27 protein-coding genes are annotated in these 26927 nt (G+C 40.2%); 24 read left to right on the top strand and 3 right to left on the bottom strand.

All coding sequences use genetic code 11. From position 1 onward, the window contains the following. The 16 genes from BUF11_RS24505 to BUF11_RS19815 form a co-directional block, all read left to right on the top strand. The coding region (locus BUF11_RS24505; RefSeq protein WP_175562114.1) for a DUF6273 domain-containing protein at positions 1 to 539 on the top strand (539 nt) is incomplete at its 5' end. A 73-nt stretch (positions 540 to 612) separates the two neighbouring features. After that, positions 613 to 1089: a pyridoxamine 5'-phosphate oxidase family protein gene (locus BUF11_RS19885; RefSeq protein WP_073590606.1), complete on the top strand. Its 477-nt coding sequence runs from the start codon at positions 613 to 615 to the stop codon at positions 1087 to 1089. A gap of 256 nt (positions 1090 to 1345) precedes the next feature. Beyond that, positions 1346 to 2392 carry a hypothetical protein gene (locus BUF11_RS19880; protein WP_073590605.1) on the top strand — a complete coding sequence of 349 codons (1047 nt, stop codon included), beginning with the start codon at positions 1346 to 1348 and terminating at the stop codon, positions 2390 to 2392. Between the two features lie 612 nt (positions 2393 to 3004). Then, positions 3005 to 4252: a S8 family serine peptidase gene (locus tag BUF11_RS19875; protein ID WP_073590604.1), complete on the top strand. Its 1248-nt coding sequence runs from the start codon at positions 3005 to 3007 to the stop codon at positions 4250 to 4252. A 372-nt stretch (positions 4253 to 4624) separates the two neighbouring features. Beyond that, entirely contained in the window at positions 4625 to 5140 is a 516-nt protein-coding gene (locus BUF11_RS19870) for a hypothetical protein (protein WP_073590603.1), read from the top strand. 31 nt (positions 5141 to 5171) lie between these two features. Further along, positions 5172 to 5471 (top strand): hypothetical protein, encoded by a 300-nt coding sequence (locus tag BUF11_RS19865; protein ID WP_073590602.1) that lies wholly within the window; start codon positions 5172 to 5174, stop codon positions 5469 to 5471. A 24-nt stretch (positions 5472 to 5495) separates the two neighbouring features. Further along, positions 5496 to 6281 (top strand): hypothetical protein, encoded by a 786-nt coding sequence (locus BUF11_RS19860; protein ID WP_073590601.1) that lies wholly within the window; start codon positions 5496 to 5498, stop codon positions 6279 to 6281. Between the two features lie 360 nt (positions 6282 to 6641). Further along, on the top strand, positions 6642 to 7199 hold the full coding sequence (locus BUF11_RS19855) for a histidine phosphatase family protein (protein WP_073590600.1): 558 nt from the start codon (positions 6642 to 6644) through the stop codon (positions 7197 to 7199). 210 nt (positions 7200 to 7409) lie between these two features. After that, complete coding sequence (locus BUF11_RS19850; protein ID WP_242952426.1) at positions 7410 to 8174, top strand: aminoglycoside adenylyltransferase domain-containing protein; 765 nt, start codon at positions 7410 to 7412, stop codon at positions 8172 to 8174. A 385-nt stretch (positions 8175 to 8559) separates the two neighbouring features. Next, on the top strand, positions 8560 to 9507 hold the full coding sequence (argC, locus tag BUF11_RS19845) for an N-acetyl-gamma-glutamyl-phosphate reductase (protein ID WP_073590599.1): 948 nt from the start codon (positions 8560 to 8562) through the stop codon (positions 9505 to 9507). Between the two features lie 102 nt (positions 9508 to 9609). Beyond that, positions 9610 to 9978 (top strand): metal-sensing transcriptional repressor, encoded by a 369-nt coding sequence (locus BUF11_RS19840; RefSeq protein ID WP_073590598.1) that lies wholly within the window; start codon positions 9610 to 9612, stop codon positions 9976 to 9978. A gap of 234 nt (positions 9979 to 10212) precedes the next feature. After that, positions 10213 to 11211 carry an energy-coupling factor ABC transporter permease gene (locus BUF11_RS19835; protein WP_073590597.1) on the top strand — a complete coding sequence of 333 codons (999 nt, stop codon included), beginning with the start codon at positions 10213 to 10215 and terminating at the stop codon, positions 11209 to 11211. Between the two features lie 211 nt (positions 11212 to 11422). Then, entirely contained in the window at positions 11423 to 12217 is a 795-nt protein-coding gene (cbiQ, locus tag BUF11_RS19830; protein ID WP_242952425.1) for a cobalt ECF transporter T component CbiQ, read from the top strand. Positions 12218 to 12368: 151 nt separating this feature from the next. Further along, positions 12369 to 13079, top strand: coding sequence for an energy-coupling factor ABC transporter ATP-binding protein (locus BUF11_RS19825; RefSeq protein ID WP_073590626.1), 711 nt, complete (start codon positions 12369 to 12371; stop codon positions 13077 to 13079). Between the two features lie 150 nt (positions 13080 to 13229). Next, complete coding sequence (gene ilvD, locus BUF11_RS19820; RefSeq protein ID WP_073590596.1) at positions 13230 to 14960, top strand: dihydroxy-acid dehydratase; 1731 nt, start codon at positions 13230 to 13232, stop codon at positions 14958 to 14960. A gap of 109 nt (positions 14961 to 15069) precedes the next feature. Continuing rightward, complete coding sequence (locus tag BUF11_RS19815) at positions 15070 to 16065, top strand: SPL family radical SAM protein (RefSeq protein ID WP_073590595.1); 996 nt, start codon at positions 15070 to 15072, stop codon at positions 16063 to 16065. 97 nt (positions 16066 to 16162) lie between these two features. Here BUF11_RS19815 and BUF11_RS19810 read toward each other — a convergent pair whose 3' ends face one another. Together BUF11_RS19810 and BUF11_RS19805 are read right to left on the bottom strand one after the other, a co-directional pair. Continuing rightward, a complete protein-coding gene (locus BUF11_RS19810; RefSeq protein WP_073590594.1) occupies positions 16163 to 18229 on the bottom strand; it encodes a 5'-nucleotidase C-terminal domain-containing protein in 2067 nt (688 codons plus the stop codon). A 322-nt stretch (positions 18230 to 18551) separates the two neighbouring features. Beyond that, on the bottom strand, positions 18552 to 19175 hold the full coding sequence (locus BUF11_RS19805) for a flavodoxin family protein (RefSeq protein ID WP_073590593.1): 624 nt from the start codon (positions 19173 to 19175) through the stop codon (positions 18552 to 18554). 152 nt (positions 19176 to 19327) lie between these two features. On the opposite strand from BUF11_RS19805, the gene BUF11_RS19800 reads away from it, so the two are divergent. From BUF11_RS19800 to rsmI, 7 genes are all read left to right on the top strand, one after another. Continuing rightward, positions 19328 to 20764, top strand: a complete 1437-nt coding sequence (locus BUF11_RS19800; protein WP_073590592.1) for an aminotransferase class I/II-fold pyridoxal phosphate-dependent enzyme — start codon at positions 19328 to 19330, stop codon at positions 20762 to 20764. Positions 20765 to 20784: 20 nt separating this feature from the next. After that, on the top strand, positions 20785 to 21378 hold the full coding sequence (locus BUF11_RS19795; protein ID WP_073590625.1) for a nucleoside/nucleotide kinase family protein: 594 nt from the start codon (positions 20785 to 20787) through the stop codon (positions 21376 to 21378). A gap of 142 nt (positions 21379 to 21520) precedes the next feature. Continuing rightward, a complete protein-coding gene (locus BUF11_RS19790; RefSeq protein WP_073590591.1) occupies positions 21521 to 21961 on the top strand; it encodes a YaaR family protein in 441 nt (146 codons plus the stop codon). A gap of 17 nt (positions 21962 to 21978) precedes the next feature. Beyond that, a complete protein-coding gene (gene holB, locus BUF11_RS19785; RefSeq protein ID WP_073590590.1) occupies positions 21979 to 22971 on the top strand; it encodes a DNA polymerase III subunit delta' in 993 nt (330 codons plus the stop codon). 14 nt (positions 22972 to 22985) lie between these two features. Next, the gene (locus tag BUF11_RS19780; protein WP_073590589.1) at positions 22986 to 23894 is read left to right on the top strand and encodes a PSP1 domain-containing protein; all 909 of its coding nucleotides are present in this window, start codon (positions 22986 to 22988) and stop codon (positions 23892 to 23894) included. A 3-nt stretch (positions 23895 to 23897) separates the two neighbouring features. Continuing rightward, positions 23898 to 24665: a tRNA1(Val) (adenine(37)-N6)-methyltransferase gene (locus BUF11_RS19775; RefSeq protein ID WP_073590588.1), complete on the top strand. Its 768-nt coding sequence runs from the start codon at positions 23898 to 23900 to the stop codon at positions 24663 to 24665. 94 nt (positions 24666 to 24759) lie between these two features. After that, positions 24760 to 25602, top strand: a complete 843-nt coding sequence (gene rsmI / locus BUF11_RS19770) for a 16S rRNA (cytidine(1402)-2'-O)-methyltransferase (RefSeq protein WP_073590587.1) — start codon at positions 24760 to 24762, stop codon at positions 25600 to 25602. Positions 25603 to 25679: 77 nt separating this feature from the next. Here rsmI and BUF11_RS19765 read toward each other — a convergent pair whose 3' ends face one another. After that, a complete protein-coding gene (locus tag BUF11_RS19765; protein ID WP_073590586.1) occupies positions 25680 to 25937 on the bottom strand; it encodes an AbrB/MazE/SpoVT family DNA-binding domain-containing protein in 258 nt (85 codons plus the stop codon). A 345-nt stretch (positions 25938 to 26282) separates the two neighbouring features. On the opposite strand from BUF11_RS19765, the gene BUF11_RS19760 reads away from it, so the two are divergent. Beyond that, positions 26283 to 26867: a nucleoside recognition domain-containing protein gene (locus BUF11_RS19760; RefSeq protein WP_073590585.1), complete on the top strand. Its 585-nt coding sequence runs from the start codon at positions 26283 to 26285 to the stop codon at positions 26865 to 26867. Positions 26868 to 26927 lie beyond the last annotated feature (60 nt).

Below are 26927 nucleotides of genomic sequence, written 5' to 3'. Positions count from 1 at the left end.
TAACTGAATACGTGATCGAACAACACCCCTATAATAATTGCGCTGGTGATGTGACATGGGCTGACTGCTCGCTAAGAAAATATCTTAACAGTGAGTTTTATAACAAATTCACCGCGGCCGAACAGTCAAGAATCATTCCGGCATTGAACAAAAACCACGACAATCAGTGGTACGGTTCAAGAGGCGGAGAAGATACTTGGGATTACATATTTCTTCTAAGCATTGAAGAAGTAGTGTGTAAATATTTCGGTGACAGCAGTAAAAACCTTGAAAACCGCAGCGCCAAACAACGATACTGGTTTCAAAGGAAAGACCAAAACAACAACAAGCGAAGATCGACATTCGATGGGTATGTATGGTGGTGGTGGCTTCGGTCGTCCGGGCGTGACAATAGAAGAGCCGTATATATCCACGGCGACGGCAATGTAGGCATTCAGGGAAATGGCACCTTCCGCTACAGCAGCAACACGATTCATCCTTCAACAGGCGATAACAGCGGCGGAGTTCGTCCCGCTCTGTGGCTGAGCTTGGAATTATAAACTTGGGGCACTTTTCAAGTGGTTCGATTATCATTACAACATAAAGGACATCAATACAAAGGAGAAAATTAAAATGAGCAAGTACGAAAACGCAATGAAACTGATGGAGGAGCGGTGCGGAAATGGCAAGGAAGAAGTGATTGCCCTTGCGACAATATCACTATCTCCGAGCGCTGCCGGAAATCCCCGCCCCGCTGTCCGTATGGTCTGCGCCTATTATGAAGGCGGCGTATTTTATGTTTCTACGGATGCAAAGAAAAATAAAATGCTGCAAATTGAGAAGAACGCCGAGGTTTCCGTCGGTGGGTTAGGCTGGTATGCGTTCCAGGGCACGGCCGAAAATCTCGGTTGGGTCAAAGACGAGAAGAATGCGGAAATCAGAGCGAAGTTCAAAAGCATCTTCGATTGGTTCGATGAAGTTGGCGACGAAAACAATCCGACCTCAATCGTTCTGCGTATCACCCTTACAGAAGGTACTATTACTGACAATGAAAGAAAATACGGTGAACAGCAGTATGAAGTTGATTTTATCAATCATACGGCAAAATAAATAAATACGTATAGTATTGTTGAGGGAGAGTCTGTAGAAAATACAGATGAAACGACAAATATACATTGGACGAAACCAGAGGAAATTGAAGAGATAATCAACAATTTTCCAGAAAAAATATTTCCAATGGATGTGCTGCCCTTAAAAAAATATATACAGTTGACGAGTTGGATTCCCAGCTATTGGAATGAGAAGTCAGAATTTGCAAATCAGTTTTAGAGATATAAGGCAAAGTAAATTACAAGAGGTGAAATACATGAGAAAAACGCTTCAGGATGTGGCAAGCTATTTGAAGGAAATTATGGTGCCTGAAACGCACGAAGCATATGCAATCAATCCTGCATATACAAATGTTTCACTTGAAGAGAGCATACAGGAGGGTGTTCTGGCATTCAGAGCCTTTTTGGTTCGGCTTTACGATGTTTTATATGCCAAAGGCGATGTCTATGATAGTAGCAAAAAAGTTGCCCATGAATATGAAAACCGCACTACGCTTTCGGTGTATTATCCATTCCTGCACAATGTAAGCACCATACTAATGAACATAGGTTATCATGGCATGCCAGTTGAAAACACGCAATCTCTCGCCTGTGGAAATACCGTATTCAATGGAAAGCTGCCTGTTAGCAAAAACCTTGAATGCCTGCGGTTTCTGGCGGATTGCGGTATTTGCATTGACGGTATAGACATAAATGAAAAAAAGCAAAACTTATCAGACATCAAAACCATAAAGATTACATATCCAGATAACCCCACTATGCTGACAGGCCTGAAGGTCATGGCAATCGCCGAAATAGACCATGGCACCCTCGTCAATCAGGATATTTTTTTGCGCTGTGATTACAGGGTATTGAAAAAGGATGAAACCGATGTGCTTTCCATCGTGCAGGATACGATAAAGCATTTATCCGCAGATGTGCAGGATTTCATTCTGCAACTGCATCAGCGCTATCTGGATAAAGGACTTACCTGCGTTGTGGAAGTAAAAGGGTTTCATATCTATATGAAGTATTGTTATAAACGGAAAGATTTATGGGGAATTAACGCTTCCCTCAACAACGGCTATCATATCAATGTGAAATCGACAAAGACGCACGAATACACTGACACCATCAAAACGTTTCCTCCAATTTTGCAGGAACTGATTGCAAAGGGATATGGCTGCGGCAGAAAAAGAGAAATCGGTCATTGTGATGGCGGTTGCCGTGGACTTCCCATATCGTTGGATGATTCTGTTTTAGATATACGAGATGACATTGAAACATGGTTTGATCAAGAATTTTCATGCTTGCAAAAGAAATAAACATTTTATTCATTGCGCCTTTCAAGCATAAGTACGACAAATTCCAATTTGCGTAATCGAGATATATAAAGAGTACCTTTTAATAATCGTATAAAGAAGAGCCAATATCCGGATAAATGAATTCCGGGTATTGGCTCTTTTTATTATGTACAGAAGGAGACAAAAGTGTGGAAAAAATGAATTACCAAAGCGAAGAATTTATGTTATTACGAAGTTTTCAGATATAAAACTATCTATTCAATCCGGTTTAGTAAAGAATCCAGGTTAATACGTAAAACATCCTTACTTTATGAAAGAAGATTAATCAATAGTCCTGAATTAGCAGCAGCGTTAGGACAGCAGTTATTTGATACCTATGATATTGGATGAGGGATGGTTTTTGTACCATTGCTTTTAAATAGTAGAAAGTGAATTGTGAATATGTATTTAATAAATATTTAAGATCATATTGTAATCTGGAATAGTGTTTAAAATATATTTGGGGTATAGTAAAATTATGTATTTTGATTTATAATCATGTAAATAATGCAGGACAAAGATTACCAAGGTAAAACCAGCGATAAATATGGATTTATAAGGTCGCCTTAAATCTTGCTGGAGGAGGAGTCAAAGATGAAGTGGAAAATGAAAATTTTGGGTATTTTACTTATTGTTTTGGTGCTGTTATTCCAAACTGCTTGTAACAAATCAAGAGACACAAGTGGTAACACCAATTCTGATAGCTCTACAACAGGCGTAATTGGCACTCCAACCGAGGCTATGGTTACTGAAACTCCTACAGAACCAATAAGTACATCGCCAGAGCCGCAGTCGGATACATCATCGGCAAGTAATAATAAAAAAGAGACAGATATTTCTATTAAGCCGTATGATGATATAAGAGCTACAGATGATAAAGAAAGAATATTTAAAGAAAATGAATATAGTGCGGATGATATGATTACATTTACTTTTAACGAAGGCACTGTTCTAAAAGGCAACGAAAATCGACAGAAGGAAATTATGAATAATGGTAAAAATCCCGGACTTGGTGTCAGAGAACTGCACAAAGAAGGTATTACAGGTAAAGGCATTAATGTTGCGATTATTGACCAGAATCTTTTACTTCATCATCCGGAATTTGACGGAAAAATAGTGGAATATCATGATACCGGTTGTGAAAAGGATGTAAATAACGGTTCAATGCACGCTCCAGCAGTTACAAGTATTTTGGTTGGTAACACCGTGGGAGTAGCACCAGATGCAAAGGTTTATTTTGCTGCTGCACCATCATGGACTGGAGATAGTGAGTTTTTTGCAAAAGGACTTTATTGGATTATTGAAGAAAATAAAAAACTGCCTGATGATGAAAAAATTCGTGTTGTGTCAGTTTCGGCGGCTCCCTCAGGATATGGTTCTCCATTTACAAAGAATTTGAATATGTGGGATGAAGCAGTTCTTGCAGCGCAAGAGGAAGGAATCCTGGTATTAGATTGCCGAGATAATCAAACAACAGGTATTATTGCTCCTGCATTTTATGACCCGGAGAATCCCGATAAAGTATCAATGTGTAAAGGAGGATTCCCTACATCGACCTATGTAATTCTATCTTCGAAAATAGGCGTACCGATTTCATATAGGACAGTTGCCGAAGAATATGAAGAAGGCTCCCCTTCTTACCAGTATACTGGACAAGGAGGGTTAAGTTGGGGTATACCTTATGGGGCAGGAGTATTAGCTTTGGGATGGCAGGTTGACCCGACTTTAGGCAATGACCAGATAGTTCAAATTCTCTTTGAGACCTGCTCTAAAGCGAATGATGGAAGTAATATAATAAATCCAATTGCATTTATAGATGCCATTAAAAAAGCGAAGAAATAGGACAACAAGCTATAGAAACGAGCCAATATCTGGATAAGTGGATTCTAGTATTGGCTCTTTTATTATGTATAAAAAGGAGACAAAAGGTATGGGAAGGGCAGTTTACCAAAGGGAGGACGTTATGAGAGAACTACTGTTACGATTAGTGCCAATAGCAGTAAATGCGCCTAATGCTGTGCTTTGAGTACTGGTTTTGTAAACGTAAGATCTATGGGGGCAGGGTTTTTTCTTAAAATATCATTTAGATATAGAAAACTCATGTATTTTGATTTATTATTAATCTTAAAGTGATACGTTGAATATAAGATAAAGATTATTGATGCAGGAAGAATCACGTTATTAAGCCCGCCCAAATATAAACCGGAGGTATTAATGAATCAAACGCAAGATTATAATGAGTTTAATGAAATTTTGAGATTACTTGCTTTCCTGCCTGAAATTCAGGAATCTATCGGAGCTTATTATCTTAAGAACAGTAAATGGGTCAGCAGACAGTCGGAGTCGGCATATGAAGGAGAGGCCCCCAATTTTCCCTTGTGTAAACGAAAGCCATACACTAGATTAATTGTTGTTATTTATAAACTAATCGAATTCGCAGATGGCAAAATGGTTACTACAAAAAAAGTTAAGAGCTATCAAGCAGCAACTAATTTTAATTTATATAACAATCCCAATCATGAGGGCTTCGGAAAAGATAGATATGATAATATTGAAAATGAACTTGAAAAGTGCAATGGGATTATTTCTGAAAATAATGCATTAGAATTGCTTAAAAAGAATGTAATACCTGGTGATGAGCAATGGTCAGCCGTATATAATCTGACAAGAAGAAGTGTTATGGTAACCTTTTCCAGAGATTATCACCATGTGTACAAATACGAATTATAAGTATTGAGAGTATAAAAGGAAGTGAAGAACGATGAAAAGAATATATTGGGATATTTTTGCAAAAGACAGTCTGGGAGGGTTATTCGGTACAATTGGACAAACAACGGGTATGGATGATGCCGCGCCCATTTGTTATATCAATGAGAAGAAAGAATGCTTTTTGATTGCAAATAGCCTAAGAATTTTTTTGCGGATGGTTACGTCTGAATGTGAGTGGAGAACGAACATGATTCCTAGTCATGGTATTGTATTCTACAAATCTAAAACAGACGCAGAGCACAGTTTGGAATTTTTAGAAATATGTCAAGGGATTGAAAACAGTGATTGCTAAAATTCAATTAAAGGAGGCACAGATTTGAATTTAAAAAAATTACGAAAGAATGTTGTGATAATCCTTTGCATTTTAATATTTGTTGCGTGTAGTTCGAAAGACAGCAACAATGAAGGCAAAAAGGATAATCCTATCAAAGCAGTAAGTAATACTGTATCAGAAAGCGAAAAAGAAGAAGATAACAAATTTCCTGTTAAGTGGTATGCCGATGTAAATGAGTATGGTATTGCACCCAGTGAATTAACTAGTAAGGATATGGAAAGACCGGAGAACAGCAGCGAATGGACGAAAACATTGGTGATAAAATATCCGCAGCTATATAATCTGGAAGACTATGAAAAAGAAAAGAATATAAATGATATGCTGTATAGAGAAGCTGCGTATTATCATGACACACTAGGGAGTAGAGATTATATTGAATACAGCGTTGATTATGAAATAATGGAAGCAAACGATGACAGAATAAGTATATTGTTTCTGGGAGAAGTAAGTGACCATCAGACATCAAATAGATTTGCTCATGCAATTACTATTGATATCAAAAGTGAAAAGCAATTGGAACTTAAAGACTTCCTTATGATTGATAAATCATTTGTCGAAGATCATTTATATACGGATTTTGATGTTGTCGAGAATAATTTTGATGATGTGACTGATAACACGCCATTTGTTGAAGCTTTCGTTGAAAGCTTTGAACAAGCCGCTCATACCAATGACTTCTATATTAAAGGAAGTGATATTGGAATCATTATACCTACGCATGATAGTATGGGATATATCTTGATTCAAGGCAATATAGAAAACAAGTAATAATAGACAAAACAGATACACATAACTTTTAATCAGGATATCCAGGGCTAGAACTCCTGGAAGTGCACCTTAGGTCCCGGGTTGGCAGACAGATGAGCTGGCAGGTTGGGACTTTTTGTTATGCAAAAAAGTTTGGAAGAGAAATAGTAGAAAAGTGCCGGAAGATTCTATATAATAATAGCAATAAATTATTTAATGGAGTTATGTTCGTATAACAAAAAAAGAAGGGAAAGGTGAAAAAGCTTATATTGGGAAAAGCAAAGAAATAATAATACCTGCTAATGTACATACAATAGGTTATGAAACTTCTAATCACCCATTAATGCAGCAGGAGAAAAACAAGACGCGAAAGGAATTATTATGAAGATTGTATTTATAAGGCATGGAGAACCGGATAAAACCTATGTGGATGAAAAAGGCTTTATTGGACTGGGAAGAGACTTGGCTCCATTAACAGAAAATGGAATTATGCAGGCAAAGGAAGCTTCTAACAGTTCACTGTTAAACAGAGCGCAAATAATAATCTCTTCACCTTATACGAGAGCTTTATATACTGCGGCTATTATATCGAAAAATATAGGAGTGGATATTCTGGTCGAAGTAGATTTGCATGAATTTCTTTCAGATAAGACTTTTATGGTGAAGGGTGAAGAAGAAAATTCCCTGCTACATAAAGAATTTATCAAATATATGGGTGAATATCCGAAAGGTGAGACAAGAAAGTGGGAGACTATTCCTGAAATAATTAAACGTACGAAGCCTGTAATGGACAAGTATTTTGATTTGGGATATGAAAAAATAATCGTTGTAGCACATGGGGGTATAATCAGAAGGTATACCGGAATAGGGGTAATTGCATACGGCGAGGTCTTGGAAATGGAGTATGACAAAGACTTTAAATGTTACGGCTGGGTATAAAGAGAAGTAAGATATCCTTAGGAGTTAGATTGAAAAATGCATTGCATTTTTCAAATCTCTTATTTGAGCAGTATCGTGTAGATTGCTTGCAATCTACTGACAGGCCTGCGATATGCATGGGGGTTAGTGTGAAAATTAAAAGACAATTTTCACACACAAGTTTGTGCCTGCGAAATCCTCGGCACAAACTTGAGGTGTACAGAGGAAGGCATGGTTATTAAAATGAAAATACAAGAGATACTGAATAGATTGGTTGAGTGCAGCCGCCGCATTCTTAAAGATAATCTGGTTGGAGTATACCTGCATGGGTCCATTGCGATGGGCTGCTTTAATCCGGGAAAAAGTGATATTGATATTTTACTTGTAACAGAAAAAGAAGCTATCGATCAGCAAAAGAGAGATTTGATGGATAGTATCATCGTTTTAAATGAAACTGCTCCGGCCAAAGGAATTGAAATGAGTTTGGTCCGCAGTGAGTATTGTAAGAACTTTATATATCCAACACCTTTTGATTTGCATTTTTCTGTAACACATTTAAACTGGTATAAAAATAATCCCGATGAATATATCGAAAAGATGAATGGCACAGATCCTGACCTGGCGGCACATTTTGTTATTATTAAGAATAGAGGAATTGTGCTTTATGGAAAAGAAATAAAGGATTTATTTGGGGAGATACCAAGTGATGCATATCTGGAGAGCATAAAAAATGATGTTTCAGAGGCGGAAAAGGATATTTCTGATAATCCGGTCTATACCATATTAAATCTTTGCAGAGTCCTGGCTTACGTACAGGATAAATTAGTTCTTTCGAAAAAAGAAGGCGGGGAATGGGGTATAAAAAATATTGATAAGGGATTTGGGCCGTTAATACAGGAAGCCATGGAATGTTATGGCACTGATAAAACCATGGTGCTGGACGATTCCCTTGCGTTCCAATACTGCGCCTATATGAAAAGAAAGATTGGATTATAAGATTTGACAGGTAAGATGATCACAGAAAATTAAATATGAGAACAGGGAAACTCTCTTTGCGTGGAAATATCCCTGGCAATGACAGGCTCCTTCCGGGATTTATGAAATTCAGAATGGGAGCTTCTTTAATGACTTCGCCGGTTAACAGAAAGGAACAGAATTACCGATAAAGGGAGAAATAAGCGGGTAAATATGAATAATAATTTATAAAATATGAATATTGATTGCATTCTGGTTGCAAAAAAAACAAAAGAGTATTATAATGAGCACAGAATATTCAACAAAGCATACGTAAATTACTTGCGGCAGTTTTAATAGCAAGGTAAGAATGAATGTATAAATATACAAAACAAAGTAAAGCAACCAGGGTATAGGAGGATAATTGATGAAAACAAAGATTTTTGTGGACGGAAGCGAAGGAACCACCGGTCTTCGGATACATGAACGTTTTAAGGACCGTCAGGATATAGATTTGTTGACCATATCGCCGGAGCTAAGGAAAGATGGAGCAGAAAGAAAGAAGCTGATTAATGCATCCGATATTACCTTTCTATGCCTGCCCGATGCAGCCGCAAAGGAATCGGTGGCAATGGTGGAAAATGAGAAGGTAAAAATTATAGATACTTCAACAGCGCATAGAACTAACAGTGACTGGGCATATGGTTTTCCAGAGCTTTCCTTAGAGCATAGGACTAAGATTCAGAAGGGAAAGCGGATTGCTGTTCCCGGCTGTCATGCGACGGGATTTATTGCCTTGGTGTATCCTTTAATTAAGAAAGGAATTCTTCCTGCTGATTATCCTATCAGCAGTTTTTCCCTGACAGGATACAGCGGCGGCGGAAAGAAAATGATTGCAGAGTATGAGGCAAAAACCCGTGGGAGGGAGTATGATGCCCCCAGGGAATATGCCCTAAGCCAGCAGCACAAGCATTTAAAAGAAATGAAGCTTATTACAGGACTTAACAGAGAGCCGTTGTTTTCTCCTATTGTAGCGGATTATTACAGCGGTATGCTGGTTTCCGTTCCTTTATATGCGGATATGCTGCTAAAACTGCATACGCCGGAACTTATTCAGGAGTTTTTTGCAGACTATTATAAGAACGAATTATTCGTAAAGGTTATGCCATATGGTGCGGAGGCTGATAAAAAAGGTTTCTTAAGCGGAATTGACTGCTCTGGCTGGGATGGCCTTAACATTTACATTGCCGGTAATGCGGAAAGGCTTGTTTTATCTTCACAATTTGATAATTTGGGTAAAGGAGCTTCCGGCGCCGCAATTCAGTGTCTGAACCTGATGCTCGGATGCAGGGAGAATGAAGGCTTAAGTCTATAAAAAACTGTTGTTTTTGCGGGAAGTATGTTATGATATGAATAATATTGGCTTATAAAAGGATTTTAAAAGCTAAGAATCCTTTTTCATTAGAAAGGAAAAGAAATGGAAAAGCAAGATACAGCCCGCGTAAATAACAAGGTGCATAAGCATATTAAAGAAGATGGCACTGTCTGCATTCACAGCCATGAAGATGGCATAGAGCATAAACACAGTCATCAAAATACAAAAGCAGTATTAAACCGCCTATCCCGTGCATCCGGTCATCTCGAATCTGTAAAGCGTATGATTGAAGATGGGAAGGATTGCAGTGAAGTGCTTATTCAGCTTTCTGCGGTCATTGCTGCTCTTAACAGCACTGGAAAGATAATACTGGAAGATCATATACAAAATTGTATTGTGGATGCAATAGAATCCGGAGATAACACTTCTATTGAAAACCTGAATAAGGCAATCGACAGATTCATTAAATAAAAAGGGCCTGCCATTTATATGCGCCAGGCGATACCTACATGCCCCTATCCCTATCCGGGGCATATTTTATGCCTAAAAATCCTAAACGGATAAATTAACGCTATGGAATGCCTTAAAATACCGGGCTGAAATACCATATTTTTTTAAAAATTATATCCCCCCCAGTGGCTTGTTTTCTGCCGTAAGTCCGTTATAATTCAAATAGATTAGTAAATACAAAGGAGAGTATTCGTTATGCATATGGCAGATGCGCTTATTGCACCCGCTGTAGCAGCAACTATGTATGCTGCTTCCGGTGTAACAACAGCCTATTCGATAAAAAAGGTCAGATTTGAAAATGACCCGAAGAAAATACCTACTATGGGGATTATGTCAGCATTTGTTTTTGCTACACAGATGATTAATTTTACCATCCCCGGAACCGGATCCAGCGGTCATTTATGCGGAGGATTGCTTTTATCTATATTATTAGGACCTTACGCGGGATTTCTTTCAATGGTATCAGTGCTGCTGATACAATGCCTGCTATTTGCAGATGGAGGGCTGTTAGCGCTTGGTGCAAATATATGGAACATGGCCTTTTACGGGTGCTTTGTGGGGTACCTCCTAATTTACCGCCCTCTTACCAAAAAGACCATGAACAGGACAAAAATTATGCTGGCATCTGTTTTGGGAAGTGTGATAAGCTTACAGCTGGGTGCATTCAGTGTAACATTAGAAACACTGTTTTCCGGGATTACTGCTCTGTCTTTTGGACAGTTCTTAGCTCTTATGCAGCCAATTCACCTTGCCATTGGTACGGTAGAGGGACTGATTACAGGAACAGTGGTAATCTTTTTATATAACACAAGACCTGAGCTTCTTAGAAAAGATGCACCGGAAGGAAAATTCAGCTATAAGAAAGTCATGGTAATTCTTGGGGTAACGGTGCTTTTAATAGGAGGAGGATTGTCTCTGGCAGCTTCTTCGAATCCCGACGGACTTGAATGGTCCATTGAAAAAATGACCGGAAGCACAGAGATGAATGCAAAGGATAACTATGCGGACACTGTGCAGTCAGCGGCTAAGGTTCAGGAAAAGACAGCCCTTCTTCCTGACTATGCTTTTCCGGACAGCAATTCTCCGGCAGGAACCTCTTTTTCAGGCATTTTCGGAGCAGCAATCGTGGCAGCAGTTACTGTTGGCTGCTGTGTTTTGTTTAAAATGTTTCGTAAAAAAGACAGTACTACATAAACATCATTCTATCAGTAAATAATAACAAAGTTTTAGGAAGGCGGATTCCTCAAAAAGGAGGAGACTGCCTTCCTATTCATGCATAGGAGAGATTTGGTTAGTGTGAAAAATAAGAAGCATTTTTCACTTTCTATTTGGGCAGTTTCGCAAGCGAACTTGCGAAATGCATGGGGATTAGTGTGAAAAATAAGAAGCACTTCACAGGAAAGGCATGGCTATTAATATGGCAAAAATTACAGATGCTATCTTTGCCGTCCATGAATTGGAGGAAATGGCAGATAGAAAGCTTGAGGTTAACAAGGTACACCCATTGGTGAAGCTTGTTATTACCTTAGCATATATGATATTAGTGGTATCATTTCATAAATATAATTTACCGGGATTATTGCCCTTTATTCTGTATCCCCTGATTCTTTTAAAGCTGTCAGATATTCCGGTTAAGGCCTGTCTTGGGAAAATAAGAGGACTTCTTCCTCTTCTTTTATTTATTGGAATATTCAATCCGATATTTGACAGTGCACCATATGTTTACATTGCCGGCATTGGAATATCGGGAGGAATTATATCTATGGTCACCCTGTTTTTAAAGGGTATGTACTGCATATCAGCGTCTTTTCTTTTAATTGCTACCACCGGAATTGACGGGATATGCTATGCTCTGCGGCTTTTACACATTCCCAATATACTGGTGACGCAGTTTTTGCTGACTTACCGCTATATTACGGTGCTGATGGCAGAGGCCAATGGGGTATATCAGGCATATTCTTTAAGAGCGCCGGGAGAAAAAGGTGTAAAGTATAAGATATGGGGCTCTCTTATTGGGCAGCTTTTGCTCCGCTCCATTGACCGGGCAGGAAATCTTTATGAAAGCATGCTGCTGCGGGGATTTAACGGAGAATTCGCCTATATTAAGAAAACGAAAGCACAGGGAAGGGATTATGCTTTTCTCTCCTTATGGCTTGGAATATTTGCAGTGCTTTATTTTGGCATTAAGATATTGATTTGATAAAATACTATTTATTTAGAAGAAGGAGGTCATTATGTGGTTGGCAAAGGCGAAGGATTCCGTTAAGAATATAAAAGTGAATACAAATCAGGAGAATGGATATAAAGGTATCATTGAATGCAGTAATCTATCCTTTTCCTATGAGAGTGGAATGGAGATATTAAAGGATATTACTTTCACCACAAGGGAAGGAGAATCTGTTGGCATTGTAGGTGCAAATGGCGCAGGAAAATCTACCCTTCTTCGAATACTGGTAGGATTGGAAACAACTTATAGCGGAGAGGTTCTAATTGATAAGATTCCTGTAAGCAGAGATACCTTAGCAGCAGTAAGAGCCCATGCAGGCTATTTGTTTCAGGATTCGGACAATCAGCTCTTTACCCAGAGCGTTTATCAGGACGTGGCTTTTGCTCCGAGAAATTATGGACTTGGGGAGGAAGATGTTGATAAAAGAGTAATGGAAGCACTTAATACCATGGGGATTACACATTTAAAAGACAAGCAGATTTATAAAATGTCGGGCGGTGAGAAGAAGATGGCGTCCATTGCTACGCTGCTGTCCATGACTCCGGATATTCTTTTGTTTGATGAACCTTCCATTGCACTTGATCCAAGCAACCGCAGGACCCTTATTAATGTTCTTAACCGGCTGGAATTAACAAAACTAATTGCCTCTCATGATTTGGATTTGATTCTTGAAACCTGCTCCAGAGTGATATTGATTTCTGAAGGAGGAATTGTGAAGGAAGGACCGGCAGAAGAGATTCTAAAGGATAAAAAATTGTTGGAATCCAACCATCTGGAGCTGCCTTTATGCATGCAGGGCTATACGCCTTTTAAAGGAGGCTCCGGGGAAAATTGAGAAGGCAAAAGTGATATTCCCGGCAGCAATCATCATAAGACCGGTCTTGACAAGAGTGCTATAAGAAGAGCAATATAACCATAGAAAGAAATATATTTTTGAAAATCAGGACATTATTAAAATTGCCGGATATTCAGAAAAGAGGTCAAGATGAACATAGAAGGATTACCAAGCCAGAAGCTTCGTAAAATCGCTCCGGAATTAGATCCTTTGAGAAGAGGAATGGGGTGGAGTATTGAGGATTTATCAAAACCGCAGATTATGATTGAGAGTACCTTTGGGGACAGCCATCCGGGAAGTGCCCATCTTTTTGGACTGGTGGAAAAGGCAGCAGAGGGAATTAAGGATAAAGGAGCGAAAGCCTCAAGGTATTTTACCACGGACATCTGTGACGGGATGGCCCAGGGGCATGACGGCATCAACTATTCCCTGGTATCCAGGGAAACCATTGCAAATATGATAGAGATTCATGCAGGAGCAACGCCCTTTGACGGCGGAGTTTTTATCGCAAGCTGTGATAAGGGAGTTCCTGCCCACCTAATGGGAATCGGCAGAGTGAATATTCCTTCTATTATGGTTACTGGCGGAGTAATGGATGCAGGGCCAAAGCTACTGACCCTGGAGCAGATAGGAGCCTACAGTGCTATGTTTAGGAGGGGCGAGATAACAGAAGAGGAATTAAATTATTATAAATACAATGCCTGCCCTTCCTGCGGCGCCTGCTCCTTTATGGGAACAGCCTCCAGTATGCAGATTATGGCGGAAGCACTGGGACTAATGTTACCGGGAAGTGCCTTGATGCCTGCTATGTGTGAAGATTTGTCATCGCAGGCAAAGGCAGCAGGAGAGCAGATTGTAAAGCTTGCCAGGGAGGGAATAAAAGCAAGAGATATTGTAACAATGAAATCCTTTGAAAATGCGGTTATGGTTCATGCCGCCATATCCGGGTCTACAAACTGTCTCTTACATATGCCTTCTATTGCCAGAGAATTCGGCTATGAACTTGACAGTGACAGCTTTGATAAGCTTCACCGGGGGGCTCATTACCTTTTAGATATAAGGCCCGCAGGAAAATGGCCTGCACAGTATTTTTACTATGCAGGAGGGGTGCCGGCAGTAATGGAGGAAATTAAGAGAAGCCTTCATCTGGATGTATTAACGGTTACCGGAAAGACACTGGGAGAGAACTTAGAAGAGCTAAAGCAAAACGGTTATTATGAGAAATGCTATTCTTACTTGCAAGAGACAGGATTAAAAAGAGAGGATATTATCCGCCCCTTTGATAGTCCTATTGGAAGAAATGGAACCATTGCAGTATTAAAGGGTAATCTGGCACCGGAAGGCGCTGTGGTAAAGCATTCTGCCGTTCCGAAGGAAATGTATAAGGCTGTTCTTACCGCAAGGCCCTTTGACTGTGAAGAAGAAGCATTAGAGGCTGTATTAAGTAAGGTAATAAAACCCGGTGATGCGGTTATTATCCGTTATGAGGGGCCAAAGGGGAGCGGTATGCCGGAGATGTTTTATACGACGGAAGCCATATCCTCTGACACAGAGCTTGCAAAATCGATCGCCCTTATTACGGACGGACGCTTTTCCGGCGCTTCCAAGGGGCCTGCCATTGGACATGTCTCGCCGGAGGCAGCAGAAGGCGGACCGATTGCCCTTGTGGAAGAAGGAGATATGATATTGCTGGATATTGAAAACCGCGTTCTTAAGCTAATAGGAGTAAACGGACAGCCCTTAGCAGAAGAAGTGATGGATAAAATTTTGGAGGAAAGAAGAAAGAACTTTACTCCTAAGGAGTCAAAATATAAAAAAGGTGTATTAAATATATATGCAAAACACGCTGTATCCCCTATGAAGGGCGGTTATATGGAGTAGTGCGTTCAATTTTAATAATAACAATATGAAAATAGTAAAAATTAATATCTTGGAAGATACTAAAGAGTAAGTACATTTCATTTTGAAATACAAAAGAAAGGAAAATGCTATGAAACCTTCCAAGATATATTACGAACCGGATGTTTTAGGATATAAATTAGGCAGGGAATTGCAGGAGAAATACAAGGACCTTCCGTGGATACCCATAGAAAGCCACAATAACATCGAGGAGCTTAGGACCAAGGAAAACAAGGAATTTAAGGAGTTAAAGACCCTCCTGATCCTTGGTACCAGAAAGACCCACAAGTATTCCCCGAATTTTAAGGTGTCGGATTACTTAGTACCATTTACCTCTTCCGGCTGCACCGCTATGTGCCTGTACTGTTATCTGGTCTGCAACTATAACAAATGCTCCTATCTAAGAGTATTTGTTAACCGGGAAGAAATGATGAATAAGCTTATCCGGTTTTCTGAAAAAAGTGATACGGAAAATGTCTTTGAAATCGGAAGCAACAGTGACCTCATATTGGAGAATACCATTACCGGAAATCTTCCCTGGATATTAGAAGAATTCTTAAGAGCAAAAAAGGGAAAGCTGACCTTTCCGACGAAATTTAACATGGTAGAACCCATGCTGAATATCAATCATCAGGGCAGGGTCATCTTTCGGATGTCGGTAAATCCCCAGCCTATTATCAGCAATATAGAAATCGGCACAGCATCCTTACAAAACCGGATTGAAGCTTTAAACAAAGTGGCAGAAGCAGATTACCCGGTAGGGATATTGATAGCACCCGTTATACTGTTAGATAATTGGAAGAACCTTTATACAGAGCTTTTGGATATTCTGGCGGAAACACTTTCACCAAAGGTAAAGAAAACGATGTTCATTGAAATCATCTTTATGACTTACAGCTTTATTCACAGAAGTATCAATAAAGAAGCCTTTCCTGATGCGATGGAGCTTTATGATAAAGAACGTATGAAGGGCAGAGGTATGGGAAAATATTGTTACAGGCCGGAGCTGCGGGAAGACGGAGAGAGGTTTTTGTTAGAGGAGATTGACAGGCGGTTTGGAAAGGATAAAATTCTATACTTTAGTTGAAGTGACTTGTTAAAATAAAGACCGGTTAGCACGTCTTACAGGCTGCTAACCGGTCTTTATTTTTATTTGTGTGAACCCCTAATGATAATGCCAGTTATTACTTTGTTACCTTTATCTTCTTGGAAACAGTGTAATTTCCAAGGGTTGCAGTTATTACTGTTGTTCCGGCCTTTTTACTGGTTACTTTGCCGGTGCTTGTAACAGCAGCAACTGATTTGTCACTGGAAGACCATTTAACGGCTCCTGTGATACCATTTGCTTTTACCTTAAAGGTGTAGCTCTTGCCAAGCTTGATAGCGCCTGTTGAAGAAGAGAAAGCAAGGCTTGGTTTCTTAACGGTAATCTTAGTCTGGAGCTTGTAAGTGGTATCACCCTGGGTAACAGCGGAAGTAATCGTTACGGTACCTGTTTTTAGGGTAGTGATTAAGCCGTTTTTATCTACTTTTGCAACTTTGCTGTTGCTGCTGCTATAGGTAATCTTAGCAGTTCCAAGTAAATTACTGAACACCAGCTGCAGATTGTTTCCTTCATAGAGGGTTGCAGTTTTGGTGGTGACAGCGGGAGCTTCCAATGTACCTTTTACAAATCTGGCGTTAAGGTCAGGATTTAAAGCTCCCTTGGAACCAAGTTCCTTTAAAGAAGCAATTACAGTCTCGTTGTCCAGAGTGTTGGTATTAGTCTTGGAAACAACATCTGTTAAAAATACGGTATATTTGTTACCGCCGGTTGCAAGGTACTCATTGGTTAAAATAGTATATGTCTTATTTAAGTCAATGGGGGTGCCGTCAGCAATGCGGATATCAAATACCTGATGGTCTTCCGGAAGGGTTAAATCGTATTTGGCTGTCAAACCTGCCATCTGCATGTTTGAAGAATCATTGCCGACTATCTGTTCCAGAAGTTTAACTACCTGTGCGCCGGTCATCTGAACCGTATATAACAGGTTATTGAAAGGAAATACAGTATACATATCATATGCTGTCAGCTTCTTTGCATCGAAGTTGCAGCGGATACCGCCATCATTACAGAAAACGAAATCTGCATCCTTCTGCCCGGAAAGCATTAAATCGGTAACAAAGTTACCCATAGTTGTGGTCAGGGAATCACCGATATAATTTCTGTCTAAAGCAACCGGAAGGTCTGCCATTTCCTTATTCAGTCTTGGCGCTACGCTGTCAACTGACATATTGCTGATAGTTACAATCTCACTGTCTAAGTTTTTAGCGTTTTCAGGTGTGTTATATAAGTTGGAAAGATTTGTCTTATCGTAAACAGATACAAAAGTGGGGTTATCTATGGTAACGCCGCCATTTGCCTTTATTGTCATGGTTGCTTTTGAATAACCATAGCCATAGCAGTTAGCTTCTGCATAAGGAATACCGCTTTGAGACTTGCCATTTTCAGTCTTATGGGAGTGTCCGCCGAACAGAAAATCTACATAGTTATGGTCAAATAATTCTGCAGCTTCCGCAGCATCCTGATGAGCTAATACGATAACGGCATCGGCTTCTTTGCTGTCCTTTAATTTCTTTGCAAGATCATTTACAAGGCTTACATCCTCGCTGATGGTGTAGGGTGCAATCATAGCTGCCATAATATCTACGGAATATTCTGCAGCCCAGCCTATAATAGCAACTTTTTTGCCGCCGCGTTCTACGATAGTATAATCCTGGGTGTAAGGGATTTTATTCTTGGTTCCTGCATAGTATACGTTGCAGGCCAGTACAGGGGTAGAACTGTTAATGTATGTACCATTTTTGGTTAATACTGCATCAAGTCCCCAGTCAAATTCATGGTTGCCAAGTCCATGGGCATCATAATCCATGGCATCAAAGGACTGTACCACATATTTACCATAAGAGAAATTAGAGATGGGAGTTCCCTGGAAGGAATCACCGCCATTTAATAAAATCACATTTCCCTGGCTGCGGTAATTGTCGAATGCCTTTGACATATACGCCAAACGGTATTGATTGGTGGAGCTGTCTGATAAATTGGTAACTTCTACCGTATGTCCGTGTATATCAGTTGTTTCCAGCAAGGTAATTGTTACATCACCGGAGCTGCTTTCTGCCTTTACTGTGCTGCCTGGAACTCCAAGTAATCCGATAACCAGGGCCAGAGTAAGCAATACGGATAAAAGTTTGCTAAATCTTGTTTTCATAGAATCCTCCTCTACGTGTTATACAGTTTTTGCCTCCACACCGTGGAATTCACACCATGGAATCCACACAATGGAAACTATAACCATTATAATTCATTTTTTATTATTTCGCAAGTCTTTGTCCATTATAATGTCCGTATACAGGGGACTATTACAGCACAGATTATTCTAAATAAAAGAAGCTTAAACACCTCCTATCACAGGATGAAATTAGGACATTTGACCTGTTTTATACATAGTATTCTGACAAAACTTGTTCGCTTGCCGCATACAAAACGGACAACAGGGTAAGGCCTTATATCATCCAAAACAAAGCTGAAAATTATCTTATGAAATTTGTAAATATTCGCTCTTCCTGCACAGGCAGAGAAACACCTGATTTCTTTCCGGCTTCCAGGCATTTTAACATCCATGCCATATTTCTGCCGAGAGTTCTCATAACCTGCATGCCCTCCAAATCCTGTCTGACTTCTTCGGGAGTATTCCCATGTACCATATTCCAGTAGGTCGAAGATACTACTGGCATACCGGCAATCGTAAAGTATTTGTTTAACTGATCCAAAGAAGCAGTGGAACCGGCCCTCCTGCAGCTTACCACAGCGGCTCCCGGTTTGTAGGAAAAGCCATCGCCGGAATAAAAGAAACGGTCTAAGAAAGAAGTCATGGCACCGGAGGCAGAGGCGTAATGTACAGGGGCTCCAAAAATAAACCCGTCGGCTTCTGCAGCCAGCTCCAATGCCTTGTTTACCGTGTCATCATCATAGGCACACTTGCCGGGGAATTTGGAACAGACCCCGCAATCCATACAGCCTCTGATTGGCTTATTTCCTATATGAAATATTTCAGTGGAAATTTGCTCCTCATTCAGAACTTTCTCGACTTCTTCTAATGCTGTATAGGTACAGCCGTGTATGTTAGGACTTCCGTTAATTAGTAAAACCTTCATATAAATACCCTCATTTCTTGTGATATTGATTGGGAACTCCTTAATCATAGCACCTATTTCCGTCCGGGAAAAGAGAAAAAGATTGTTTTTATCAGGGGATTTGATACAATGGATGTTAAATAATACTAGTGTGAAAAGGCAGGTATTCTTAAGTGAACCTATATGACAGTTTATTAAAATACAAAGATGAGGGATATTATCCCATGCATATGCCGGGACATAAAAGAAATACAGAGCTGCTTACTATGGTGAATCCGTATTCCATTGATATTACAGAGATTGAGGGCTTTGACAATCTTCACAGGGCAGAGGGCATTCTAAAGGAAGGAATGGAGAGCTGGGCGAAAATCTATGGTTCCAAAGAAACCTATTATCTGGTGGGAGGAAGTTCTGCCGGAATTCTGGCCGGAATCTCTGCCTGCACTGATAGAGGGGATAAGATTCTTGTAGCGAGAAATTGCCATAAATCCGTCTACAATGCCATATATTTAAAGGGCTTAAGGCCCGTATACTTCTATCCAGGCAGGATAAAAAGCGTTGGGATAAACGGAAGTATACCGCCAGGGGAAATAGAAGAATATCTTAAGAAGGAAAAGGATATCAAGCTTATTGTGATAACCTCTCCGACTTATGAAGGGATAGTATCCGATGTTGCAGGAATAGCAGAAGCTGCCCACCGGTATGGAATCCCCCTTATGGTGGATGAGGCCCATGGAGCCCATCTGGGTCTTTTCTCCGGATTTTTGCAGGGCTCTGTCACCCAGGGAGCGGATATTGTGGTACACAGTATTCATAAGACCTTGCCGGCGTTTACCCAGAGTGCCTTGCTTCATGCAAATGGCGGGCTGATAAAGAGGGAGAAGCTTATAAGATATCTTTCGATTTACCAGAGTACAAGCCCTTCCTATCTATTAATGGCGGGTATGGACAAATGCAGAGAGCTTTTGGAAAACAGAGGAAAGGAACTGTTTTCTGTTTATTATAGCCGGCTGGCGGAATTCTATCTGGCAGCAGAAAAATTTAAGAATATAAGGATACTAACCGATAACATAGTAAAGACGGAAGGCTCTTATGCCTTTGACCCTTCCAAGCTCGTTCTTAGCGTAAAAGGAACAGGCAGTACCGGAAAGGAGCTTTATGATGAGCTTCTTGGCTCTTACAAAATTCAGATGGAGATGGTCTCCGGAGACTATGTTCTGGGAATGACCAGCATCGCTGACAGAAAAGAAGGCTTTGACAGATTACTGGAGGCTCTTTCTAAGATAGATGACCAATTGGCAGGGAACGGGAAAGAAAAACAGGAGGAAGAGGAGATGGAATTTACACCGCCGCCTGTAGCTATGTCCTGTGAGGAGGCATTGGATTCTCCGGTAAGGAGTATTCCTCTAAAGGGCAGCGAGGGACGGATTTCAGCAGAATATATTTATTTGTATCCGCCGGGAATACCGCTTTTGGTGCCCGGAGAAAAGGTGACAGAAAATCTCCTTTCAAAAATGGCAGTTTATAAAAAACAGGGTCTGACAATCCAGGGCATGGATGATCTTAATGCCGATAGGATAAAGGTTGTGGAGGAAGGGCTTAAAATATAGGTAAAGGAATGGATAAGAGTATGCACAGGCTATTTGTTGTTATGGGTAAAAGCTCATCAGGGAAAGATACGGTATTTAAGGAAATTACGCATATGGCAGAGCTGCCCTTAAAGACAATCGTAGGATATACCACAAGACCAATTCGGGATGGAGAAAAGAATGGGGAGGAATATTTCTTTGTCAGCAAGGCAGAGCTGTCTGCCTGCAAAAAAGAGAACAGGGTCATTGAGCATAGGGCCTATGATACCATGCACGGAGTATGGGACTATTTTACCGTAGATGACGGACAGATTGACCTTGAAAAGGGTAGTTCCATTATGATTGGCACACTGGAATCCTACAGGCAGATACGAAAGTACTTTGGGGAGGAAAGGGTTTATCCGGTTTATCTGGAGGTGGAGGATGGTCTTCGCTTAGAGCGGGCCCTTTCCCGGGAAAGGACCCAGAAAAATCCCAAGTACGCAGAGCTTTGCCGCAGATATCTGGCTGACGAGGAGGATTTTAAGGAAGAGTATTTAAGAGAACTTGGAATTGGCAAGAGATATAGCAATGAGGACAGTAAAAGGTGCATTGAGGAAATAACAAGAGATATCAGGGCAAATATGGGAAATTAAAATTTTTCTATATATTTTGTCCTGGTTATGCTATAATGGAAACTGGAAATTATGTATGTATTTACAATGAAATTTGAAAAGCAATTTCTGATAAGATACCTTATTTAAAGGATGCAAGCCATGCAGGAAAGGAGAGGGAACAATGGATATAAAAGTTAATCAGCTGCAGCCTGCCCCGCAGATCGAACCCAAAGCACCTCTACCGGAAGCAGACGGCTCTTTTAAATTCACGTTAATCAGCAATATAGAGGAACAGGGATTAAAGGAACGCTTAAACCTCATGATGCAGGAAATTACCCAGCAGGGCAAGAAGCTGGGGAAACATATGGATGTCCGGGATATGAAAAAATACCGGCAGCTCATTAAGGAATTCATGAATGAGGTAGTGAACCGCTCCCATAAGTTCAGCAGGGAGAATTTCCTGGACAGAAGGGGACGTCACCGTGTATATGGTATGATAAAGCTCATCGATCAGAACCTGGACGAGCTGGCGCTGGAATTAATCAAGGATGAGAAAGATACTATTGCCATATTAAATAAAATAGATGAAATCAGGGGATTACTTTTGGATATACTTGCATAATGAAGGGATGGTAAGAAATGGCTGAATTTCACCAGATAATTGGTCATGAGCAGATCATAGAGCATTTAAAGACTGCCATCAGGACACAGACGGTATCCCATGCTTACATCTTTGCCGGAGAAGAAGGAATGGGAAAGAGAACACTGGCTGCAGCCTTTACAAAGGGTATCCAGTGTGAGAATAAGAAAGAAGACGGAGACAGCTGCGGCACTTGTAAATCCTGTTTGCAGGCAGAATCAAAAAATCATCCGGATATTATTTATGTTACCCATGAAAAGGCAAGTCTTGGTGTGGATGATATCAGAAGTAAGCTAAACAATGATATTTTAGTAAAGCCCTACAGCAGCAGCCGTAAAATATATATCATTGAAGACGGGGAGAAGATGACAGAGCAGGCACAAAATGCTCTTCTTAAGACCCTGGAAACTCCGCCCGCCTATGCGGTTATCATTTTGCTGACCAATAATATCAATGCATTTCTTCCCACGATTCTTTCAAGGTGTGTCATTCTTAAATTAAATCCTGTGAAAGAGGAAGACATCAAAAATTATTTAATGCAGGTTTATAAGATTCCTGATTATCAGGCGGAGCTTAGCGCAGTATTTTCCCAGGGTAATGTCGGAAGGGCGATATCCTATTCTTCCAGTGAGAATTTTGCGGCGATGAAGGACAAGGTTCTTCACCTGTTAAGGTATATTGACCAAATGGAGCTGTATGAGTTGATAGAGGGACTTAAGGATATATCGGAACAGAAGGGAAATATTGAAGAATACTTAGACCTGATTACCTTATGGTTCCGCGATATTCTGATGTTTAAGGTAACAAAGGATATGAATCTTTTATTGTATAAGGGTGAGTATTCTGAAATAGTAAAACAGGCCAATAAAAGAAGTTATGAGGGCCTGGAGGAAATTATCAAGGCAGTAGAGAAGGCAAAGATACGTATTAATGCCAATGTAAATTTTGACATTGTAATGGAACTTATGTTTCTTACCATAAAAGAAAACTAGGGAAAGAGGTTTGTATGACGAATGTAATTGGTGTTCGGTTCAGAAGGGCCGGCAAGATTTACTTTTTTGATCCAGCCGGATATGAGATAAAGCAGGGAGACAATGTAATTGTTGAAACAGCAAGGGGAGTTGAGTATGGCCACGTGGTCATAGGCCCAAGGGATGTAGAGGAGAATAAGATTATCCAGCCGCTAAAGCCGGTAATCAGGACTGCAACTTTAGAGGATGACGAGATAGAGGCCAGAAATAAGGTCAAAGAAAAAGAAGCTTTTCAGATATGCTTAGAAAAGATTAAAAAGCATGAGCTGGAAATGAAGCTCATTGATTCGGAATATACCTTTGATAACAACAAGGTATTATTCTACTTTACGGCAGACGGAAGAATTGACTTCAGAGAGCTTGTAAAGGACTTAGCAAGTGTATTTAAGACCCGTATCGAGTTGCGCCAGATTGGAGTCAGGGATGAGACAAAAGTGGTCGGAGGTATTGGAATCTGCGGAAGACCCCTGTGCTGCCATACCCATCTTTCAGAGTTCGCCCCCGTATCCATTAAGATGGCAAAGGAACAGAACCTGTCTCTAAATCCTACGAAAATCTCCGGAGTCTGCGGACGATTAATGTGCTGCTTAAAGCATGAAGAGGAGGCTTATGAGGATTTAAATAGCAAGCTTCCTAATGTAGGGGATATGGTTACTACAAATGACGGTTTTAAGGGTGAGGTACAAAGCGTTACGGTATTAAAGCAGTTAGTAAAGGTAATTATAACCCTTGAAAATGATGAAAAGGAAGTCAGGGAATACAAAACCTCTGACCTTAAGTTCACTGCAAGAAAGCGCAAGGAAAAAGTGGCGCTTGACGATGAATTAAGAGTACTTGAACTGCTTGAAATGAAGGAAGGAAAGTCCCATCTGGATGATGTATAGGCTATGAGCGATGCAAATAATATCCACGGGGAAAGTAAGGATTATCTGCTTCCCGGGGAGAGAATAGATGAACTGCAGCGAAACGGCTATAAGATTATACAAAACAGTAAAAAGTTTTGCTTTGGCATGGACGCGGTACTCCTCTCCGGCTTTGTAAAAGTAAGGGAGGGAGAAAGGGTGTTAGACCTTGGAACCGGCACCGGAATCATACCGATACTTTTAGAAGCAAAAACCAGGGGAGAACATTTTACGGGGCTTGAGCTGCAGGAAGAAAGTGCTGATATGGCAAGAAGAAGTGTCAGCCTTAATGGGCTGGAACAAAAGATATCAATCGTTACAGGAGATATCAAGGAAGCAGGGACTATCTTTGGAGCTGCTTCCTTTCATGTAGTTACCAGCAATCCGCCCTATATGAATAATCTTCATGGACTTAAGAACCCGGATCTTCCAAAGGCCATAGCAAGGCATGAGATATATTGTACCCTTGAGGATGTTGTGCGGGAGACGGCCAGAGTGTTAAAGCCCGGAGGAAGGTTCTATCTGGTACACAGGCCCTTCCGCCTGATTGAGATCATTAATACTCTGACTGCTTATAAGCTGGAGCCTAAGAGGATGAAGATGGTTCATCCTTTTATTGATAAAGAGCCTAATATGGTATTAATTGAGGCAGTGAAAGGAGGAGGCTCCATGATCAGCGTGGAACCTCCGCTCATTGTATATAAGGAAATAAATCAGTATACCGATGAAATCTATGATATCTACGGCTATTAGTTTCAAAGGATACATGCGCTGATGGCGGAAAGGCTTTCTGAATGGATAACAGGGAGTAAAATTCTGGGATTACGCTTTAGAAAAGAGGAGAGCGATGGCAGGGACTTTATATTTATGTGCTACGCCTATAGGTAATTTAGAAGATATTACCTTAAGGGTTCTTCGTACCCTGAAGGAAGTGGATCTGATTGCAGCAGAAGATACAAGGCACAGTATTAAGCTATTGAACCATTTTGGGATAAATACCCCCATGACCAGTTATCATGAATACAATAAAATTGAAAAAGGGCGCTATCTGATTGGCTTGTTAAAGGAAGGGCAGAATATTGCCCTGATTACCGATGCCGGTACTCCAGGGATTTCCGATCCGGGAGAAGAGATTGTAAAAATGGCCTATGAAGAGGAGGTTCCCGTCACTTCACTTCCGGGACCTTCTGCTGTTATCACCGGTCTGACTCTTTCAGGTCTTCCCACAAGGCGTTTTGTTTTCGAGGCTTTTCTGCCCTCGGATAAGAAGGAAAGGCAGAATATATTAAAAGAGCTGGAAACAGAGACCAGAACAATTGTGATTTACGAGGCTCCTCACAGGCTGCTTAGGACCCTGAAAGAACTTTTAGAGAATCTGGGAGACAGAAAGGTAACTGTAATAAGAGAGCTGACCAAGAAACATGAGACAGCATTGCTTACAAGTTTAACAGAGGCAGTCAGGTATTATGAGGCAGAGGAACCCAAAGGGGAATGCATATTGGTATTAGAAGGACTGAAGGCGGAAGAACTCATCAAGAGGGAAAGAAAGAAGTATGAAATGCTCTCTCTTGACGATCATATGAAGATTTATCTTGACAAAGGGATGGATAAAAAAGAAGCTATGAAAGCAGTAGCTACCGACAGAGGGGTATCAAAAAGGGAAATCTACCAACAACTATTATTGGGATAAAATGGATTTTTAGCGAAAGAAAGAGCCCGAAGAGAATTGGTAATGCCTTATCTCCCAGGCTCGTTCTTTGAGCTGTATTATTCGATAATACCTACTAACTTTGCAAGCTCCATAATAGATTCTTTAGAAATCTTCTTACCGTGATAATCAATAAGACTGTCTTTGGATCCGTTGAAGATATCTGCAGGCTCATATTTTCTTAATATGATTCTGTCCTCATCAACAAAGATTTCAAGGGGATCTCTTTCCCCAACTCCAAGTGTTCTTCTAAGCTCAATGGGAAGAGTTATTCTTCCTAACTCATCAAGCTTTCTTACAATTCCTGTGCTTTTCATATATATGTACCTCCTACAATACTTAATTAAAATACCATACAAATATTAGAAAGTCAATAAATGAAATATAAAATTAAGCAAGTATTTAGTATTTTATAGAAAAAAATGTAATAAAAGTATTAAATAATAACGAAAAATAGCTTACGAAACAACGAATTTAGCAATTTAAAGAGATGACGCGTGACAAAAATCTGCAAAAAAGAACAAAATTGAAACGTATTCAACAAATAATATGACATAAACTGACAATTCGAATACCAGTTATTTACAGAATGCCAAGAATGATTTTAAGAGTATGGGAATATAGTATTAGTAAAAGATTGGAATAGGGTTGGAGAGGCCTTTATGCTGAATTATCTTTGGGGATTTATGATAATTATCGGTGTTATTGTAGGGGCAATGACGGGAAAGATTGATGCGGTAAATGCAGCAGCATTATCCTCCGCCAAGGAAGCAATTGTTTTGTGTATAACAATGCTGGGATTTACAGCTCTTTGGACCGGTATTATGCAGGTGGCGCGGTCAGCTGGTATTATAGATGCTATGACCAGGGGAATAAATCCGTTACTAAGACTTTTATTTCCGGATATACCGGATAAACATCCGGCAAAGGAGTATATAGCTTCTAATATGATTGCTAATTTCTTAGGGCTGGGCTGGGCTGCTACACCAATGGGACTAAAAGCCATGCAGGAATTAAAAAAACTTAATCAAGACAAAGAAATTGCCAGCTGTGATATGTGCACCTTTTTGATTATTAATATTTCAGCTTTGCAGCTGATTCCTGTTAATATTATTGCATATAGAACACAATACGGTTCGGTAAATCCTACGGAAATTCTTGGAGCCGCACTTGTTGCGACCAGCGTTTCTACCCTGGCTGGTATACTTTTTTCTATCGTGGCAAGAAAGCTTGCAAGGAGCAAATAAGGAAGATAAAGGAGAAGGAGAATTCACATAGAAAGGATGCCGGTATCCTCCTTCACAAAA

It is taken from the genome of Anaerocolumna xylanovorans DSM 12503 (assembly GCF_900143645.1).
Taxonomy (GTDB): domain Bacteria; phylum Bacillota; class Clostridia; order Lachnospirales; family Lachnospiraceae; genus Anaerocolumna; species Anaerocolumna xylanovorans.
Note: the sequence above shows the minus strand (reverse complement) of the source record. Positions and strands in the feature narration are given on the sequence as shown.